Annotated in this window: 15 protein-coding genes and 1 riboswitch; of the genes, 12 read left to right on the top strand and 3 right to left on the bottom strand. The window is 51.1% G+C overall.

What is annotated here, in order from left to right; translation table 11 throughout:
• Positions 1–40: 40 nt before the first annotated feature.
• Entirely contained in the window at positions 41–733 is a 693-nt protein-coding gene (araD, locus tag WB371_RS17050) for an L-ribulose-5-phosphate 4-epimerase (RefSeq protein WP_336221219.1), read from the bottom strand.
• A 444-nt stretch (positions 734–1,177) separates the two neighbouring features.
• On the opposite strand from araD, the gene WB371_RS17055 reads away from it, so the two are divergent.
• The 8 genes from WB371_RS17055 to oxyR all read left to right on the top strand — a co-directional run bounded on the left by WB371_RS17055 (position 1,178) and on the right by oxyR (position 10,317).
• Positions 1,178–1,987 (top strand): DeoR/GlpR family DNA-binding transcription regulator, encoded by an 810-nt coding sequence (locus WB371_RS17055; RefSeq protein WP_336221220.1) that lies wholly within the window; start codon positions 1,178–1,180, stop codon positions 1,985–1,987.
• Positions 1,988–2,132: 145 nt separating this feature from the next.
• A complete protein-coding gene (locus tag WB371_RS17060; RefSeq protein ID WP_336221221.1) occupies positions 2,133–3,137 on the top strand; it encodes a substrate-binding domain-containing protein in 1,005 nt (334 codons plus the stop codon).
• Between the two features lie 62 nt (positions 3,138–3,199).
• A complete protein-coding gene (locus tag WB371_RS17065; RefSeq protein ID WP_336221222.1) occupies positions 3,200–4,714 on the top strand; it encodes a sugar ABC transporter ATP-binding protein in 1,515 nt (504 codons plus the stop codon).
• Entirely contained in the window at positions 4,707–5,699 is a 993-nt protein-coding gene (locus tag WB371_RS17070; protein WP_336221223.1) for an ABC transporter permease, read from the top strand. The genes WB371_RS17065 and WB371_RS17070 overlap by 8 nt, the downstream gene beginning before the upstream one ends.
• A 13-nt stretch (positions 5,700–5,712) precedes the next feature.
• Entirely contained in the window at positions 5,713–6,759 is a 1,047-nt protein-coding gene (locus tag WB371_RS17075) for an ABC transporter permease (protein WP_336221224.1), read from the top strand.
• Positions 6,759–7,676, top strand: a complete 918-nt coding sequence (locus WB371_RS17080; protein WP_336221225.1) for an L-ribulose-5-phosphate 3-epimerase — start codon at positions 6,759–6,761, stop codon at positions 7,674–7,676. The genes WB371_RS17075 and WB371_RS17080 overlap by 1 nt, the downstream gene beginning before the upstream one ends.
• Positions 7,651–9,135: an FGGY-family carbohydrate kinase gene (locus tag WB371_RS17085; protein WP_336221241.1), complete on the top strand. Its 1,485-nt coding sequence runs from the start codon at positions 7,651–7,653 to the stop codon at positions 9,133–9,135. The genes WB371_RS17080 and WB371_RS17085 overlap by 26 nt, the downstream gene beginning before the upstream one ends.
• A gap of 264 nt (positions 9,136–9,399) precedes the next feature.
• Entirely contained in the window at positions 9,400–10,317 is a 918-nt protein-coding gene (gene oxyR, locus WB371_RS17090) for a DNA-binding transcriptional regulator OxyR (RefSeq protein ID WP_336221226.1), read from the top strand.
• Here oxyR and sthA read toward each other — a convergent pair.
• Positions 10,300–11,700, bottom strand: a complete 1,401-nt coding sequence (gene sthA, locus WB371_RS17095) for a Si-specific NAD(P)(+) transhydrogenase (protein ID WP_336221227.1) — start codon at positions 11,698–11,700, stop codon at positions 10,300–10,302. The genes oxyR and sthA overlap by 18 nt on opposite strands.
• A 198-nt stretch (positions 11,701–11,898) precedes the next feature.
• Between sthA and fabR the strand changes: the two genes are divergently transcribed.
• Together fabR and WB371_RS17105 are read left to right on the top strand one after the other, a co-directional pair.
• A complete protein-coding gene (gene fabR / locus WB371_RS17100) occupies positions 11,899–12,552 on the top strand; it encodes an HTH-type transcriptional repressor FabR (protein ID WP_336221228.1) in 654 nt (217 codons plus the stop codon).
• On the top strand, positions 12,549–12,908 hold the full coding sequence (locus WB371_RS17105; protein WP_336221230.1) for a YijD family membrane protein: 360 nt from the start codon (positions 12,549–12,551) through the stop codon (positions 12,906–12,908). Before fabR ends, WB371_RS17105 begins: the two co-directional genes overlap by 4 nt.
• 92 nt (positions 12,909–13,000) lie before the next feature.
• Here WB371_RS17105 and trmA read toward each other — a convergent pair whose 3' ends face one another.
• A complete protein-coding gene (gene trmA, locus WB371_RS17110; RefSeq protein ID WP_336221231.1) occupies positions 13,001–14,101 on the bottom strand; it encodes a tRNA (uridine(54)-C5)-methyltransferase TrmA in 1,101 nt (366 codons plus the stop codon).
• A 114-nt stretch (positions 14,102–14,215) separates the two neighbouring features.
• Positions 14,216–14,410: riboswitch (cobalamin riboswitch) on the top strand.
• 64 nt (positions 14,411–14,474) lie between these two features.
• Here trmA and btuB point away from each other — a divergent pair.
• Together btuB and murI are read left to right on the top strand one after the other, a co-directional pair.
• Positions 14,475–16,313, top strand: coding sequence for a TonB-dependent vitamin B12 receptor BtuB (gene btuB / locus WB371_RS17115; protein WP_336221232.1), 1,839 nt, complete (start codon positions 14,475–14,477; stop codon positions 16,311–16,313).
• Positions 16,258–17,109, top strand: coding sequence for a glutamate racemase (murI, locus tag WB371_RS17120; protein ID WP_336221233.1), 852 nt, complete (start codon positions 16,258–16,260; stop codon positions 17,107–17,109). Before btuB ends, murI begins: the two co-directional genes overlap by 56 nt.
• Positions 17,110–17,469: the final 360 nt, after the last annotated feature.

Raw genomic sequence — 17,469 nt, forward strand, 5'->3', positions numbered from 1 at the left:
TGGCGTTACGCCGGGCTTTTTTACGCCTTCAGGCCACATCTCACTGGCCGTAATAGGCATTTGCGCCATGTTTCCTTAGAAAGTGCTTATCCAGTAACGTTTGCTGCATGGCGGTAAGCTGGGGTTGTAACTGCTGGGTGAACAAATTCATGTAGGCTATTTCTTCCAGCACTACCGCGTTATGCACGGCATTTGCCGGATCGGTTCCCCAGGCAAAAGGTCCATGACTGTTGACCAGTACCGCAGGAATATCGCGGGGAGAAATCCCCCGTTGTTTAAAGGTTTCAATAATGACGTTGCCGGTGTCGTATTCATAGCGTCCGTTGATTTCGTCATCCCGCATCGGGCGTGTACAAGGAATGGCACCATAAAAATAATCTGCGTGGGTAGTCCCCAGCGGCATCAAATCTTTCCTCGCCTGCGACCAGATGGTGGCGTGGCGAGAATGGGTATGAACAATACCGCCAATTTCAGGAAAGGCCTGATATAGCGCCAGGTGAGTATCTGTATCAGATGAGGGCTTTTTATTCCCTTCGACGACTTTTCCGCTGTGAATATCAATAACGACCATATCATCCAGGCACATGTTATTATATTCGACCCCTGAGGGTTTGATGACCATGAGCCCTTTTTCACGATCGATACCGCTAACATTTCCCCAGGTGAAAGTGACCAGTTGATGCACGGGCAGGGATAAATTAGCGTCAAGCACGTTTTGTTTCAGCGTATTCATTCTGAACTCCTGAATTACCATTTTAATGTTTAATAAAAGCGCAGGCCTGTGCTTTTATTAATTTTTCTAAGATGAAGGAATGGTTATTTAAATTACGCCGAATATAGGAGATGTAAAATATGGACGGTCGTTGCAGGCGGATAAAACCACGAAAACGGGCTAACTCGGAAGAATTCGGGCATAAAATGTGTTTGCCTGTATGCCCGTTAATGCCCGATATGAGGTTTTGTTGTGGAATTCACGAAACAAAAAGAGGGTAATATGTGATGCATATCACTTTATTTTGCCGGGTTCTCTTTTTGTTACATTGTGATTGATGATTTCTGTCGCGCTGCTGGCGGTATGTTATTCTCGCAAAACGATCCTTGACACGACTCACTTTAATTTACAGCAAAAAGATTAATTATAGCGTCATGATGAAATCGGTTGTTGTAGGTCGATATTATGTTGCAGGCAGAACGCTATAAAATGATTTGTGCGCATGTGCAAAAACTTGGAGCGGTGCGCGTTGCGGAGCTGTCGCAATTATGTCAGGTATCGCAGGAAACGATTCGTCGGGATCTGACAAAGCTGGAAAAGAATAAGAAGCTGACTCGTAGCTTTGGGGGCGCGGTTTCCCTGGATATGCCGGACGTTACGTCGGTCGCTTTTGAAGATAACGCCAGACAGATAAACAGCGTGGATCGTGCGGAATCATTTCGCAAGCGTACCGAAGAAAATCCGGATATCAAAGCCAAAATCACCAAGGCTGCGCTCCAGTTTATTCATCCCGGTGATTGCATATTAATGGATAACAGCAGTACCTGTTGGTTTCTGGCCAGACAAATTCCGGATATTGATATCACCGTCGTGACCAACTCGCTCCGTATTATCCAGGCGCTGGCTTGCCGGGATAAAGTCCGCATAATTGGTGTCGGCGGTGAGTATTCAGAACGTCATGATGATTTTCATGGTCCGGTTGCGGAAAACGCTATCAGAAATTTTCAGATTAACAGTTTCTTTTTCTCCTGCCAGGGGGTGAATCTGGAAAACGGTATTCGTGATGGCAGTGAGATCAATGCCAGACTAAAACAGGTTATGCTCCAGGTTTCAGCACAAAAAATATTAATGGTTGACTCCAGTAAATTCGAGCAGTTTGCCTTTAGTAAAATATGTATGCTGGATGAAATTGATATTATGGTCACCGACAGTTGCCGTGATGATCGTTACCGTAATTTGCATCCTCAGTTAAATATCGTCGAAGTCAATAAGTGATTGGTGTAAATCGTTTACTGAATAATTGAGGTCGCTACCCGATTATTTAGCCAGTACCAGAGAAAAGTCGAAATGAATAAAAGGTCAGGCTGATATTTTTATCGGGTTTTCCTGACATATAACGCTATTTCTTAAGGAAATTACGATGAAAAAATTACTCTTACCCTGCCTGATTACTGCTGTTTTAACGTCTACTGCGGCGTGGGCGGAACAAACCGCCACACCGCAGAAAGCCAACAAGCCTTTTACGATGGGCGTGGTGGTCAAAGTCGGGGGCATTCCGTGGTTTAACGTGATGGAACAAGGCATTAAGGAAGAAGGCAAAGCATTGGGCGTTAATGCCTGGCAAGTCGGGCCAACGACTGCGGATCCGGCGGAGCAGGTCCGCGCGATTGAAGATTTAATTGCCAAAAAGGTCGATGTGATTGGTGTTGTACCAAATGATGCAAAAGTTCTGGAGCCTGTGCTGAAGCGCGCTCAGGAAGCGGGTATCAAAGTTATTACTCATGAGTCGCCAGACCAGGCCAATGCTGACTGGGATTTTGAATTGCTGAACACCCAAACAATGGGCGCCAACCATATGAAAGACATGGCGAAATGTATGGGTGAAGAGGGCAAATACGCCATGTTTGTGGGCAGTCTGACCGTTCCCCTGGTCAATGACTGGGCTGATGCCGCAATTGCGTACCAAAAAGAGCACTACCCGAAAATGACACTGGTGGAGGATCGCTTTGGCGTGGCGGAGTCAGTCGATGATTCGATGCGTACTGCCAACGACCTGATGTCTAAATATAAAGATCTCAAAGGCATTATGTCGTTTGGTTCACAAGGTCCGATCGGCGCTGGCCGCGCAATTGATAAGCGTAAGAAAAACGATGCGATTTGCGTATTTGGTACTTTCACACCCGGTCAGGGAATTAAGTTGCTGGAAAAAGGGGCCATTGACGGCGGCTATATTTCTAATCCGATGACAGCGGGTAAAGTTTTTGTCCAGGTCGCAACCGCCATGATGAACGGCGAACCCATCAAAGATGGCGTAAAACTTGGCGATATGGGGGAAATTAAAGTTCAGAACAACACCATTCTGAGCGATAACCCGGAAAAACTCGATCTGGAAAATACCAGACGTTTAGTGAAATTAGGTCTGTAATCCATTTGCACTGCCGGGCCGTCATTGGCCCGGACATCCTTTCGTCGTTCAGGAGTAGCACGATGCCTCAAAGTGCAGAGCGAAATTCGGGTGAGCCGTTAGTGACATTGAAATCACTGACTAAAAGCTTTGGCGGCCATCAGGCATTAAAAAATATTCATCTCACGTTAAATAAAGGTGAGGTCCACTGTCTTGCAGGGGCAAACGGCTGTGGTAAAAGCACGTTGATAAAAACACTGAGCGGTGTTTATACCCCGGATACCGGTAGCGAAATTATTATTGATGATAAGTCCTGGTCCAGACTCTCACCTGATAAGGCGCGCGAATTAGGCATTCAGGTGATTTACCAGGACCTCTCCTTATTTCCTAACCTGACGGTGGCGGAAAATATTGCCTTTGAATACAACCTGAAAGGGTATTTGCGTTGGCATAAAAAATCTCATCTGAAAGCCGTATCGCAGAAAATAATCCAGGAATTGAATTTTAACCTCGATGCGGACGCGCTGGTTCAGCATTTGCCGATAGCCCAACGCCAGCAGGTGGCTATTTGCCGTGCGCTGGTGGCGGAAGCCCGGCTGGTCATTATGGATGAACCCACGGCGTCACTGACTCGCACTGAAGTTAAGCAGCTTTTACGCACGGTGAATTATCTTCGCGAGAAAAATATTACGGTGGTTTTTGTCAGCCATCGTCTGGATGAAGTGAAAGAAATTTCCGACCGTATTACGGTGATTCGCGATGGCGAGATTATCGGCACCTGGGCCGCAGATGCACTGTCACCGGGGCGAATTACTGAACTAATGACCGGTAAAACCATCGTTCATCAGAAAAAGTTGCCGAACAGTATTGGCGGAAAAGTCGTTCTTGAATTGAATAAATTGAGCCGGAAAGGGCAGTTTGACGATATTTCTTTCCAGCTTCATCAGGGTGAAGTGTTGGGGTTATGTGGTTTATTAGGCTCAGGACGAACGGAACTGGCGTTGAGTCTTTTTGGCATTACCCATCCGGATAGCGGTGATATTTATCTGGAGGGGAAAAAAGTGGTGATTAAAGATAATACGCAAGCCGCAAAGCTCGGAATTGCTTATGTCTCTGAAGATCGTCTGACATTAGGCGCCGTTTTGCCACAGTCGGTCAGCGACAATATGGTGCTCTCAATCCTCGATCGGTTAAAAACACCGTGGCAGTGCATTGATGAAAAGCGTCAGGCGACTCTTGTTAAAGAGTGGATTCAGGATCTGGATATTAAAGTCACCGATCCGAATAACCCTCTGTCCACGCTTTCTGGCGGCAATCAGCAAAAAGTGGTGCTGGCGAAATGGATTTTAACCCGTCCGAAAGTCCTGATTCTTGATGCGCCAACCGTTGGTGTTGATATCGGTGCGAAAGACAGTATTTATCAGCTTATTCATCGGCTCTCTGGAGTGGGTATTTCCGTGTTGCTGATTACCGATGAAGCGCCAGAAGCCTGGTACAACTGCGATCGTATTTTTCACATGCAGCGTGGAAGGATTATTAATGAACTGCTGCCTTCTGATTATACCGAACAGCAGCTCGCGGAGGTGATTAATGGCTAGTGTATTGCAGCTCCGGTTTCCACGCTCGGTTGAAGGCTGGCTGGGGTGGGTCATTGTTCTGATGCTGGCGTTTTTTGCTCTGATGAGCGATGAGTTCCTGTCGATTCAGAATCTGCTGGATTTGACCGAAAGCTATGCCGTCACGGGCATTTTTGCTCTCGGCTTGTTTGTCGTTCTGGTAACCGGAGGCATTGATATTTCATTTGCCGCCGTCGCTTCCGTCGTTCAGTACGTGGTGGCGTCGTTGCTGCTCAATGGAATGATTGCCAACCCCTTGTTGTGTCTTGGACTGGCGATCGCGCTGGGGGTGATATTCGGCCTGATTAACGCAGTGCTTATTTATTACCTCAATGTGGTTTCCATCATTATCACCATCAGTATGCAGTCACTGCTGTTCGGCATGCTGATGTGGCTGACCAACGGCCATAGCATTTACGACTTACCCGACTGGTGGGTGACGCAGCGATCCCTTTTTAGCTTTGGTTTTGAAGGGGAAACGTATCAGGTCGGTTTGCCGCTGGCGGTGATGTTGGGCATGGCCGGCATCACCTGGATAGTGATGAATAAAACGCATATCGGGCGTCAACTGTATGCCGTGGGCGGTAGCACTGAATCGGCGCGGCGCATCGGTATCCGGGTCTCACTGATTTATCTGTTCGCCTATGGCTATCTTGGCGCGGCGGCGGCGATTGGCGGAATGTTACAGGCGTACCGTATGAGTGAGGTGGTTCCCAATGCGCTAGTCGGTGGTGAGCTGGATGTTCTGGCGGCGGCGGTGCTGGGTGGGGCGAGCTTATCCGGTGGGCGCGGTTCAGTGATTGGTACGCTGATGGGCGTGTTTCTTATCGGTATTCTCAAAAATGGCCTCAACCTGGTAGGTGTGTCCAGTTACTTCGTCAATATCGTCATTGGGGTGGTCATTGTCTCGGCAATCTGCGTCACCCATTACAAAAAGCGTAAAGAAACGGACGTTGGTTTCGTCTGACAGGGGGCTTGAAATGAAAAAACAGGCATTTTTACCAATCGATGGCACCAGCTCCGGTCTACTGGCGATCTGTTTTTTGGCTGTGGTGGCGTTTAGTCTGGCGATGCCAGGACGGTTTTTTACCGATAATACGTTTCTGAGCATTGCCTTCCAGTTACCGGAACTGGGGCTGCTCACCTTCGCGATGTTTGTCCCCATGCTGAGTGGCGGGCTGAATCTGGCCATTATCGGTACCGCGAATCTGACCAGTCTGTTTATGGCCTGGTTATTCATTCAGTTTGTGCCTGCGGATGCGTCCATCGCTTCGCAATTGGGGTGGCTATTTGTGGCGCTACTGGGAGCGATGATGATTGCCGTCGCCATAGGCGCCATAACCGGGATGATTATTTCCCGGGTCGGGGCTCACCCGATCCTGGTGACGCTGGGCAGCATGACGATCATCAGCGGCATAGGTATTTATCTCACCAAGGGCGCCGCGCTCAGTGGAATGCCGCCCATTGTCCGCAGTATAGGATCGGACGTGATTTGTGGCGTCCCGGTTCCTATGGTGATTTTTATCGTCACGACGATCATGCTGGCGCTGTTTCTCGGAAAAACCCGCACGGGGAAAGTGATCTACATGTGCGGAAGCAATATCAATGCGACCTGGTTTAGCGGTATTCGCACCGACCGCGTGCTGATTGCGATTTATGCCCTTTCCAGTCTGCTCTGCGTTCTGGCCGGACTTATTATGCTGGCCCGCTTTAACTCTGCACGTATGGGCTATGGCGATTCTTATCTCCTGCTTACCGTGCTGGCGATTGTGTTGGGCGGTACTGACCCGTTCGGTGGGGTTGGAAAAGTCGCTCATGTCTTTTGCGCGCTGTTGGTACTCCAGGTGATCGCCACAGGATTAAGCCTGTCCGGGCTGAGTCTACATTTCAATCTGGCCGTTTGGGGAATGACGCTGATCGCCGCCCTGGCATTCAAATTCTTTAAACAGAAATGGCAGGCGCGGCGTGCCATGAATAACAGCCGGAAAGCATTTCAACAACAACTGGCCACTCGCGAGGGAAGATAATGCGTAGCCATCCATTAGGTATTTATGAAAAGGCGCTCCCCAGGAACACCAGTTGGGTAGAAAAACTGGCTCTGGCGAAATCATGCGGTTTCGATTTTGTTGAGATGTCGGTGGATGAAAGTGAGGAGCGACTGGCTCGTCTGGACTGGTCGCTTGCCGAACGCATGGAGGTCATTAGTGCGATTCAAAAAACCGGCGTACGTATTCCGACGCTGTGTTTATCTGCGCACCGTCGATTTCCGTTCGGCAGCCACGACAGCGATATTCGCCAGCAGGCGCGAGTGATCATGCAAAAAGCGCTACGACTGGCGCAGGATTTGGGGATTCGCACCATCCAGCTTGCCGGGTATGACGTTTACTATGAACCGCAAAATGACAACACCATCGCCTCATTTGAAGAGGCGATGGGCTGGGTGGCGGAGCAGGCTGCGGCTGCGCAAGTGATGTGTGCGGTGGAAATTATGGATACGCCTTTCATTAACTCCATCAGTAAATGGAAAGTGCTGGATGCGAAAATCAATTCTCCGTGGTTTACCGTTTATCCGGACGTCGGCAATCTCACTGCATGGGGCAATGAGCTGGAGAGCGAACTGGCAAAAGGTATCGACCGGATTGCAGCCATCCATCTTAAAGATACCTTTGCGGTGACCTCTGAGTCCCCTGGGCAATTTCGTGATGTTCCCTTTGGTGAGGGCTGTGTGGACTTTGTGAAGTTGTTCAAAATTTTACGTCGCCTGAACTATCGCGGCACATTCCTGATTGAGATGTGGACAGAAAAATCCACCGAACCGCTACTGGAAATTATCCATGCGCGCCAGTGGATAGAAAGTAAGATGCAGGCGGCGGGATGGTATGACGATCGGTCGCTTGTCGCTGGCCTGGGAGAAGACAATGAACCATTACTTTATGGGCATTGATTTGGGCGGCACCGTTACCAAGGCGGGTATCTATACCGCCGAGGGCCAGGAAATCGCGGTGGCAGCACAGACCTTACCACTCCTCAGCCCACAGCCGGGTTTTTGCGAACGCGATATGGAAGATCTCTGGCGGGCTACCTGTGAGGTGATCCGGCGTGCGCTGGCTGAAAGTCATCTGTCGGCGGAACAGATTCGTGGGATTGGTTTTTCCTCACACGGCAAAGGCCTTTACCTGGTGGATAAGTCAGGAAGGCCGGTACGCAACGGGATTGTTTCTTCGGATTCGCGGGCGCAGTCTTTGGTCGCAGACTGGAAAGCGCAGGAGATCGATTGTCTGGCCTATCCACACAGTTTTCAGCAGTTGTGGCCTTCACATCCTGCGGCCCTGCTGAGGTGGCTGAAACAGCATGAACCGGAAAACTATGCGCGAACGGGCTATGTGTTGATGGCTCACGACTATATTCGTTTTCGTCTGACGTCGACGTTTACCTGCGAAGAGACCAATATTTCGGGCAGTCAGTTATTTAATTTGCAGCGTAATGCTTTCGACCCAACGCTGTTTACCCTGTTCGGCATAGAGGAGATGATCGAATGCATGCCGAAGGTGATTGGCTCGGCAGAGCAGGCGGGGACGCTCACGCCTGAAGCTGCGGCATTATGTGGATTGAAAGCAGGAACGCCCGTCTTTGGTGGGCTGTTTGATGTCGTCGGCGCAGCCATCACGTCCGGCGTCTATGACAGCTCTCAATTAAGCGCTGTCGCCGGAACCTGGTCGATTGCCACCCGCGTTTTTGAGCGCATTATTCCGGCGGATTATCCGTATGTATGGGGTAAATTCAGTATTCCGGGGCGCTATTTTGCTCATGAAGGTAGCCCCACCTCCGCCAGTAACCTGACGTGGTTTATTCAGCATTTTTTCCCGGACTTAAAGGATGATCATGACACCCTCAATCAATGGGTGGCGCGTGGGTATGAGAAACCTGACAGCATTCTGTTTTTCCCCTGGCTGTATGGCTCGAATTATTGTGATTCATTGAGTGGTGGGTTCTTTGGGGTGAGGGGGCATCACAACGCGGAGGACATGGTTTTCGCCATCTATCAGGGGATTGTGTTTTCCCATTTGCTGCATCAGGACAAATTGTTGCAGCTCAGTGAAGGCATCCAAACCCTTCGTTTTACCGGCGGCCCTACGCATTCACGCATCTGGATGCAGATGTTTTGTGATGCCAGTAATCTTCCGCTTGAGATCGTGGATGTGGCGCAGTCTGGATGCCGGGCAGCGGCGATGTGTGCGGCCGTAGGTGCAGGGGATTATCCCGGTTTCGAACAGGCGATTAACGCGACCCAGACGCCGGTGATTCGTCTGGTACCGGATGCAGAGAAACATCAATTGCTGCGCAGACGGTTTGAGCGGTTCAGGCGTGTCGCAGATGCCCTGAGTTCTGTGGGTTGCGATTAACAGCGCGTAACAGAGTTACCCTCGCCTGGCGTTAAGCCGGGCTTTTTTACGTAAAAAAAAGCGGACCATGGGGTCCGCAAAAGTTCACGTTGGCTTTAGTTATTTGGGTTTGAGAGAAACTCTCTGAACGGGCAGTGGTTTCAAGGGTTAAACGATACCGCTCCGTTTCTGTGATGTATTATTAATCAGAAAGCTTGATAGGGATAATCGTTCATTGCTATGCTACCTATCGCCATGAACTATCGTGGCGATGGAGGATGAATAATGAATATTCGTGATCTTGAATACCTGGTAGCATTAGCCGAACACCGCCACTTCCGGCGCGCGGCGGACTCCTGCCATGTCAGTCAGCCGACGCTGAGCGGGCAGATCCGCAAGCTGGAAGATGAGCTGGGCGTCATGCTACTGGAGCGGACGAGTCGTAAGGTTCTGTTCACCCAGGCAGGTTTACTGCTGGTGGATCAGGCTCGCACCGTACTGCGTGAGGTCAAAGTGCTCAAGGAGATGGCAAGCCAGCAAGGTGAGACCATGTCAGGCCCGTTGCACATTGGTTTGATTCCCACCGTTGGCCCTTATCTGCTGCCGCATATTATTCCGATGCTGCACCAGACGTTCCCGAAGCTGGAAATGTATCTGCATGAAGCGCAGACCCATCAGTTGTTGGCGCAACTGGACAGCGGCAAGCTCGATTGCGTGATTCTGGCGCTGGTGAAAGAGAGCGAGCCCTTTATCGAAGTGCCGCTGTACGATGAGCCTATGCTACTGGCGATCTACGACGATCACCCGTGGGCGAATCGTGAATGCGTACCGATGTCGGATCTGGCGGGTGAAAAACTGCTGATGCTGGAAGACGGTCACTGTCTGCGCGATCAGGCGCTGGGCTTCTGCTTTGAAGCCGGTGCTGACGAAGACACCCACTTCCGGGCGACCAGTCTGGAAACGTTGCGCAATATGGTTGCGGCGGGAAGCGGTATTACCTTGCTGCCAGCGCTGGCCGTTCCGCAGGAACGTAAGCGTGATGGTGTCGTGTATCTGCCTTGCATTAAACCGGAACCACGCCGTACGGTAGGGCTGGTTTATCGTCCGGGATCACCGCTGCGCAGTCGCTATGAGCAACTGGCAGAGGCCATCCGTGGTGCGATGGATGGCCATTTCGACAACGCGTTAAAAAAGGCGGTTTAAGCCATTTAACGCGGCAACCCGATAGGCTTCTGCCATGGTCGGGTAGTTAAAGGTGGTGTTAACGAAGTACTCGATTGTGTTACCACCACCTTTTTGCTCCATAATCGCCTGACCGATATGAATAATCTCGGCTGCGCGCTCGCCAAAGCAGTGGATCCCCAGAATCTCTTTCGTATCCCGATGGAATAAAATCTTCAGGGTACCCACATTCATGCCGACGATTTGCGCCCGCGCCAGATGTTTAAACTGGGCGCGACCCACCTCGTAAGGCACTTTCATTGCGGTCAGTTGCTGTTCAGTTTTGCCGACGGAACTGATCTCCGGAATGGTGTAAATCCCGGTGGGAATATCTTCAATCAGGTGCGCGGTCGCTTCACCTTTCACTAACGCCTGGGCCGCTATGCGCCCCTGGTCGTAAGCGGCTGAGGCGAGGCTTGGGTAGCCAATCACATCCCCTACGGCGTAGATGTGCGGCAGGGCGGTCTGGTACATGCTGTTGACTTTGAGCTGTCCACGGCTGTCAGTTTCCAGTCCGATGTTTTGCAACGCCAGTGAGTCCGTGTTCCCGGTACGACCGTTGGCATACAGCAGGCAGTCGGCTTTCAGCTTCTTACCTGATTTCAGGTGCATGATCACGCCGTCGTCACACCCTTCAATCTTTTCATACTCTTCATTGTGGCGAATGACGACGCCGCTGTTCCAGAAGTGGTAAGAGAGGGAGTCGGACATCTCTTGATCGAGGAAGGCCAGCAGACGATCTCGGGTGTTAATGAGGTCAACTTTGACGTCCATTCCGCGGAAGATCGACGCATATTCACAGCCAATCACCCCCGCGCCATAAATGATAACGTGGCGAGGTTCATGGTGCAGGCTGAGAATGGAATCGCTGTCGTAAATGCGCGGATGCGAGAAATCCACGTCTGTTGGATGATAAGGACGTGATCCGCAGGCAATGACAAACTTTTCTGCCGTCAGGGTTTCAACCGTACCGTCATGACATTCCAGCGCCAGGGTATGTTCGTCAACAAAATGAGCGTTACCCTGCAGGATTTCACAGTGATTACGCTCATAAAAACCTTGTCGCATCCGTGTTTGCTGATTAATCACGTTGTCGGCATGGTTGAGAATATCGGCGAAAGAGGATCGAAGCAGACGGGAGTGATCGCTGTACAGAGGATTCTGATTAAATTCGATAATACGACTGACTGCGTGGCGGAGCGCTTTCGATGGGATGGTGCCCCAGTGGGTACAACCGCCGCCAACGTTATGATAACGCTCGATAACGGCAACGTGCGCTCCTTGCTTAACCAGACCCATCGCAGCGCCTTCGCCGCCGGGGCCGGAACCTATTACTATGGCATCGTAATCGTAGGAATGTGGCATGGTAAGGCTTACCTGTTCTTATACATAAAAGCAACAGAATAGTAACATCATTGCCGGGATAACCCAATTATCGTTGTGCTTTTTTGCGAAGCCGAAGCACAAACTGCGCGTAAACAAGCATTCACAACGCTGAACAAACAGATTAACTTTGAACTCTGGTATAGTGCCAGCCAGGGCATACGGAAGGATTCAGATATCGTGATGGGCGTTAGAGCGCAGCAAAAAGAAAAAACCCGGCGTTCGTTGGTAGAAGCCGCATTTAGTCAACTGAGCGCGGAGCGTAGCTTCGCCAGCCTCAGTTTGCGTGAAGTCGCACGTGAAGCGGGCATTGCGCCAACCTCCTTTTATCGTCATTTCCGTGATGTTGATGAACTCGGCCTGACCATGGTGGATGAAAGCGGCTTAATGCTGCGCCAACTGATGCGACAGGCGCGGCAACGTATTGCCAAGGGCGGGAGTGTGATCCGTACCTCGGTCTCTACATTTATGGAGTTCATCGGTAACAACCCTAACGCCTTCCGTTTATTATTGCGTGAACGTTCGGGAACCTCTGCCGCGTTTCGTGCCGCCGTTGCGCGAGAAATTCAGCACTTTATTGCGGAACTTGCGGACTATCTGGAACTCGAAAATCATATGCCTCGTGCGTTTACTGAAGCACAAGCCGAAGCGATGGTGACGATTGTTTTCAGTGCTGGCGCCGAGGCGTTGGATGTGGGCGCGGAACAACGCCGACAGTTAGAAGAGCGACTGGTACTGCAACTGCGCATGATTGCGAAAGGGGCTTATTACTGGTATCGCCGTGAACAAGAGAAGATGTCCCTCATTCCGGGACATGTGAAGGAAGAGCAATGAAACAGTCAGTTCAGGATAAAGGTACGCTGTTGCTGGCGCTGGTCGCTGGCTTGTCGATCAATGGTACATTCGCGGCGCTGTTTAGTTCCATCGTGCCGTTCTCTGTATTCCCGATTATCTCGCTGGTGCTGACAGTCTATTGTCTGCATCAACGCTACCAGAATCGCACCATGCCTGTGGGGTTACCGGGTCTGGCCGCCGCCTGCTTTATTCTCGGTGTGCTGCTCTACAGCACTGTGGTGCGTGCGGAGTATCCGGACATCGGTTCCAACTTCTTCCCGGCGGTGCTGTCGGTTGTTCTGGTCTTCTGGATCGGTGTAAAAATGCGTAACCGCAAGCAGGAAGTGTCGGAATAAAAACTGTCGGTGTCCAGGCCGGATAAGGCATTTATGCCGCTATCCGGCGCGGTATTGCCTGATGGCGCTGCGCTTATCAGGCCTACAACGTATCATTTTGCCGTCAACAACACCCCGCACTCCATGTGGTGCGTATACGGGAACTGATCAAACAGCGCCAGACGTGACACATTGTGCGTCTGGCTCAGTGTTTCCAGATTCTTACACAGTGTCTCCGGATTGCAGGAGATGTACAGAATGCGCGGATACGCCTGCACCATCTTCTCCGTTTCACTGTCCAGGCCGCTGCGTGGCGGGTCGACAAAAATGGTTTCGCACTGATAGCTTTTTAGATCAATCCCCTGCAAGCGGTTAAACTCGCGTACCCCGTTCATTGCCTGAGTGAACTCTTCAGCCGCCATGCGGATAATCTGCACATTATCAATCTGGTTCGCCGCAATATTGTACTGCGCTGCGGCAACGGACGGTTTGGCAATTTCAGTCGCCAGGACGCGGTCAAAGTTACGCGCCAGCGCTAACGAAAAATTACCGTTTCCGCAGTACAGCTCAAGCAGATCGCCTTGCGACCCTTTAGTGGCATCCAGCGCCCATTCCAGCATCTGAATGTTCATTGCTGCATTGGGCTGCGTAAAGCTATTCTCGACCTGACGGTAGATCATCTCTTTGCCTGCAACCGGCAACCGTTCATCGATGTAATCCTGATCCAGCGTGATTTTGGTTTTCGTCGCGCGGCCGATCAGATGGACGTTCAGGCTTTGTGCGCGCAGCGCGTTGCGAAGCGTTTCGGCCGCTTCACGCCACTCCTCATCCAGCTTTTTATGATACAGCAGGGAAACCACCGCCTGATTACTCATCGTAGTGAGGTAATCAATCTGGAACAGCTTGTGGCGCAGTATGTGATTGTCGCGTACGCCGGCGATCATCGCCGTCATCAGTTGGTTAATCAGTTCACTTGCCGCCGGGAAGCTATCGACGCGGATCCGGCTTTTGGTCTGCTGATCAAACATGATGTGGTACAGATCATCGCCGTCGTGCCAGATGCGAAACTCCGCACGCATACGGTAGTGACTGACCGGTGAGCGAAACACTTCCGGAACCAGGCCAGAAAAGGGCGCCATCATACTCTGCAAGCGCCCCACTTTTTCGGCGAGCTGCGCGTCATACTGTTCTGTCGGAAGGTGTTCGGGGGTCATGATGCATCCTGAATAGTAAAAGTACGCGGGGATTGTAGGGATTGCTCAACAGATGTCCAGTCATTGATGATTTCTCATATTTAACAAACTGTCTGGACAGTAAGTTGTAGCAGACGGTAGCATTTGTGTGCCGGTCCTGTGAGTTAAAAGGGAATCCAGTGTGAATCTGGAGCTGACGCGCAGCGGTAAGGAAAGGTGAAATGAGAGCGTAAGCAGACACTGCCTTCGGGTGGGAAGTCTTCATTTCTGCTATCCCTGAAAAGGATAACCTTCCAAGCCCGAAGACCTGCCGGCTGACGTCGCAACTGGTTTCCATCATCGCGTACTATCGGTGGGGCCTGCGGCATCCTTCATATATTATGGATGCTTTACAATGATTAAAAAAACTTCGCTGTTGACGGCGCTTTCCGTCACGGCTTTTTCTGGTTGGGCACAGGATGCCACCTCTGACACGCTTGTCGTCACTGCAAATCGTTTTCAACAACCTGTTAACACTGTTCTGGCTCCGACGGATATTGTCACCCGTGAAGATATTGAGCGCTGGCAATCCCGTACCGTTCTGGATGTGATGCGTCGTCTGCCTGGCGTCGATGTCGCACAAAACGGTGGGATGGGGCAGAGTTCTTCTCTTTTTGTCCGGGGAACCGAAGCAAAACACGTGCTGGTGTTAGTTGACGGTATTCCGGTCGCTCGTCCGGGTATTTCAAATGACTCTGATATCGACCAGATCCCGGTCTCGCTGGTGCAACGCATCGAATATATCCGTGGTCCGCGTTCGGCGATTTATGGTTCCGGCGCGATTGGCGGCGTCGTCAATATCATCACTATGGCGGATGAGGAGCGTTCACAGATCAATGCGGGCGTTGGTTCGAAAGGCTATCAGCAATATGACGGTACCTGGCGCCAGCGCTTTGGCGATACCGTGGTAACCGCGGCCGGGGCTTATCAGACCACCAAAGGCTTCGATGTTCAGCCGCGCTCCAGCTACAGCGGTGATAGCGACCGCGATGGTTATCGCAATAAGCTGTTCTGGGGTGGCGTAGAACATAAATTCAACGATCAATTTGATGGCTACTTCCGTGGCTATGGCTATGCGAGTAACGCTGATTATGACCAGGGTAACTGGGGCTATGACGGCGGAAACGACGAGCATCAGAATTACACGCAGTCGTGGGATACCGGGTTACGCTTCAATTCGGGTGTCTATTCTTCGCAACTGGTCGCCAATTACCAGCGCATTAAGGACTATAACTACAGCAGCCTGAACGGGCGTTACGCGACAGGCTACAGCCTTGATGACATGGAACAGCGCTATATCCAGTGGGGCAACAATGTTGTTGTGGGGCATGGCGCGATCAGTGCTGGTGCTGACTGGAAACAAGAAAAGCTGATGTCCTTTGGCGAGTATGGGAAAGACAACTACAAGCGTGATAACACCGGGCTCTATCTGACCGGTCAACAGCAGATTGACAGCGTAACGCTGGAGGCGTCTGGTCGTGAAGATCATGATGATCAGTTTGGCTGGCATGGTACCTGGCAAACCGCGGCGGGATGGCAGTTTGTTGAGGACTATAAAGTGACACTCTCCTATGGCACAGGCTTCCTGGCGCCGTCATTGGGTCAGCAGTTTGGCGCAGAGCGATTTGGTATCGCCTCTAATCCAAACCTGAAGCCAGAAGAGTCGAAGCAGTGGGAAGCCGGGTTAGAAGGACTCACAGGGCCGGTTGACTGGCGCTTGTCGACCTACCGCTACAAAATTCAGAACCTGATCGACTACAACAACAATACCTACTTCAACGTCAAATCCGCGACCATCAAAGGTCTGGAATGGACGGGGAACCTGACAACCGGGCCGGTCGATCATCGCCTGACGTTGCAGTATGTTGATCCACGTGATGATGAAACCGATCAGCAGCTTTATCGCCGCGCTAAACAACAGGTGAAGTATGAGCTGAGCGGACAGGTCTACGATCTGGGCTGGGATGTGACCTATCAGTATATTGGCGAGCGTTACGATTACGACTATGACAATTCGCGTAAGGTAAAAATGGGAGGGTTGAGCGTGTGGGATATCGGACTTTCATATCCGGTCACCTCACACCTCACAGTTCGTGGTAAAATAGCTAACCTGTTCGATAAAGATTACGAGACAGTTTATGGCTACCAAACTGCAGGACGGGAATACACCTTGTCTGGCAGCTACACCTTCTGATCCACGACCCACCGTACTGGTATTTGATTCCGGTGTCGGTGGGCTGTCGGTCTATGATGAGATTCGACAACTCCTGCCGGATCTCCACTATATATACGCTTTTGATAACGTCGCATTTCCTTACGGGGAGAAGAGTGAGGCGTTTATCGTTGAACGCGTTGTTGAGATTGTGACAGCAGTACAACAGCGTTACCCCCTGGCTCTGGCGGTTATCGCCTGTAATACGGCCAGCACCGTCTCTCTTCCTGCACTTCGCGAGAAATTCGCTTTTCCTGTCGTGGGTGTCGTTCCAGCCATCAAACCGGCCGCACGTTTAACGGCAAATGGTGTGGTCGGTCTCCTGGCGACACGCGGGACGGTGAAGCGTCCTTATACGCATGAACTTATCGCCCGCTTTGCCAATGAGTGCCAAATCGCCATGCTGGGCTCCGCAGAGCTGGTGGAACTGGCGGAAGCGAAGCTGCATGGTGAACCCGTGCCGCTGGAGGAGTTGCAACGGATCCTGCGTCCGTGGCTGCGGATGCCGGAACCTCCTGATACTGTGGTGCTTGGCTGCACTCATTTCCCGCTATTACAGGATGAACTGTTGCAAGTCCTGCCAGAAGGCACACGGTTAGTGGATTCCGGGGCCGCGATTGCGCGTCGAACGGCCTGGCTACTTGAGCATGAAGCGCCAGATGCGAAATCAACGGATGCGAATATTGCTTATTGCATGGCGTTGACGCCGGAAACAGAGCAATTATTGCCCGTTTTGCAGCGCTATGGCTTCGAATCGCTCGAAAAACTGGCGGTTTAAATCCATTTTGGGTAAATATTGCGCGGTTGATAAATAATTTTTAAATTCCCCTTGTCAGTCCGGAATAACTCCCTATAATGCGCCACCACTGACACGGAACAACGGCACGCAAGCCGCCGGGTCAGCGGGGTTCAGCGATGAATTCCGGCAGGGAAAAGCAAAATAAATGCTTGACTCTGAAGCGGGAAAGCGTATTATGCACACCCCGCGCCGCTGAGAAAAAGCGAAGCGGCACTGCTCTTTAACAATTTATCAGACAATCTGTGTGGGCACTCAAAGTGACAGGAATTCTTAACGTCGCAAGACGAAAAATGAATACCAAGTCTCGAAGAGTGAACACGTAATTCATTACGAAGTTTA

It is taken from the genome of Citrobacter amalonaticus, assembly GCF_037053465.1.
GTDB classification, from domain to species: domain Bacteria; phylum Pseudomonadota; class Gammaproteobacteria; order Enterobacterales; family Enterobacteriaceae; genus Citrobacter_A; species Citrobacter_A amalonaticus_H.

Coding starts and splice junctions, on each gene's coding strand:
- WB371_RS17105 (WP_336221230.1), top strand. CDS start 12,549: ATGAAACAGTCAGTTCAGGATAAAGGTACGCTGTTGCTGGCGCTGGTC.
- trmA (WP_336221231.1), bottom strand. CDS start 14,101: ATGACCCCCGAACACCTTCCGACAGAACAGTATGACGCGCAGCTCGCC.
- sthA (WP_336221227.1), bottom strand. CDS start 11,700: ATGCCACATTCCTACGATTACGATGCCATAGTAATAGGTTCCGGCCCC.
- WB371_RS17085 (WP_336221241.1), top strand. CDS start 7,651: ATGAACCATTACTTTATGGGCATTGATTTGGGCGGCACCGTTACCAAG.
- oxyR (WP_336221226.1), top strand. CDS start 9,400: ATGAATATTCGTGATCTTGAATACCTGGTAGCATTAGCCGAACACCGC.
- araD (WP_336221219.1), bottom strand. CDS start 733: ATGAATACGCTGAAACAAAACGTGCTTGACGCTAATTTATCCCTGCCC.
- btuB (WP_336221232.1), top strand. CDS start 14,475: ATGATTAAAAAAACTTCGCTGTTGACGGCGCTTTCCGTCACGGCTTTT.
- WB371_RS17080 (WP_336221225.1), top strand. CDS start 6,759: ATGCGTAGCCATCCATTAGGTATTTATGAAAAGGCGCTCCCCAGGAAC.
- WB371_RS17075 (WP_336221224.1), top strand. CDS start 5,713: ATGAAAAAACAGGCATTTTTACCAATCGATGGCACCAGCTCCGGTCTA.
- WB371_RS17055 (WP_336221220.1), top strand. CDS start 1,178: ATGTTGCAGGCAGAACGCTATAAAATGATTTGTGCGCATGTGCAAAAA.
- WB371_RS17065 (WP_336221222.1), top strand. CDS start 3,200: ATGCCTCAAAGTGCAGAGCGAAATTCGGGTGAGCCGTTAGTGACATTG.
- murI (WP_336221233.1), top strand. CDS start 16,258: ATGGCTACCAAACTGCAGGACGGGAATACACCTTGTCTGGCAGCTACA.
- WB371_RS17070 (WP_336221223.1), top strand. CDS start 4,707: ATGGCTAGTGTATTGCAGCTCCGGTTTCCACGCTCGGTTGAAGGCTGG.
- WB371_RS17060 (WP_336221221.1), top strand. CDS start 2,133: ATGAAAAAATTACTCTTACCCTGCCTGATTACTGCTGTTTTAACGTCT.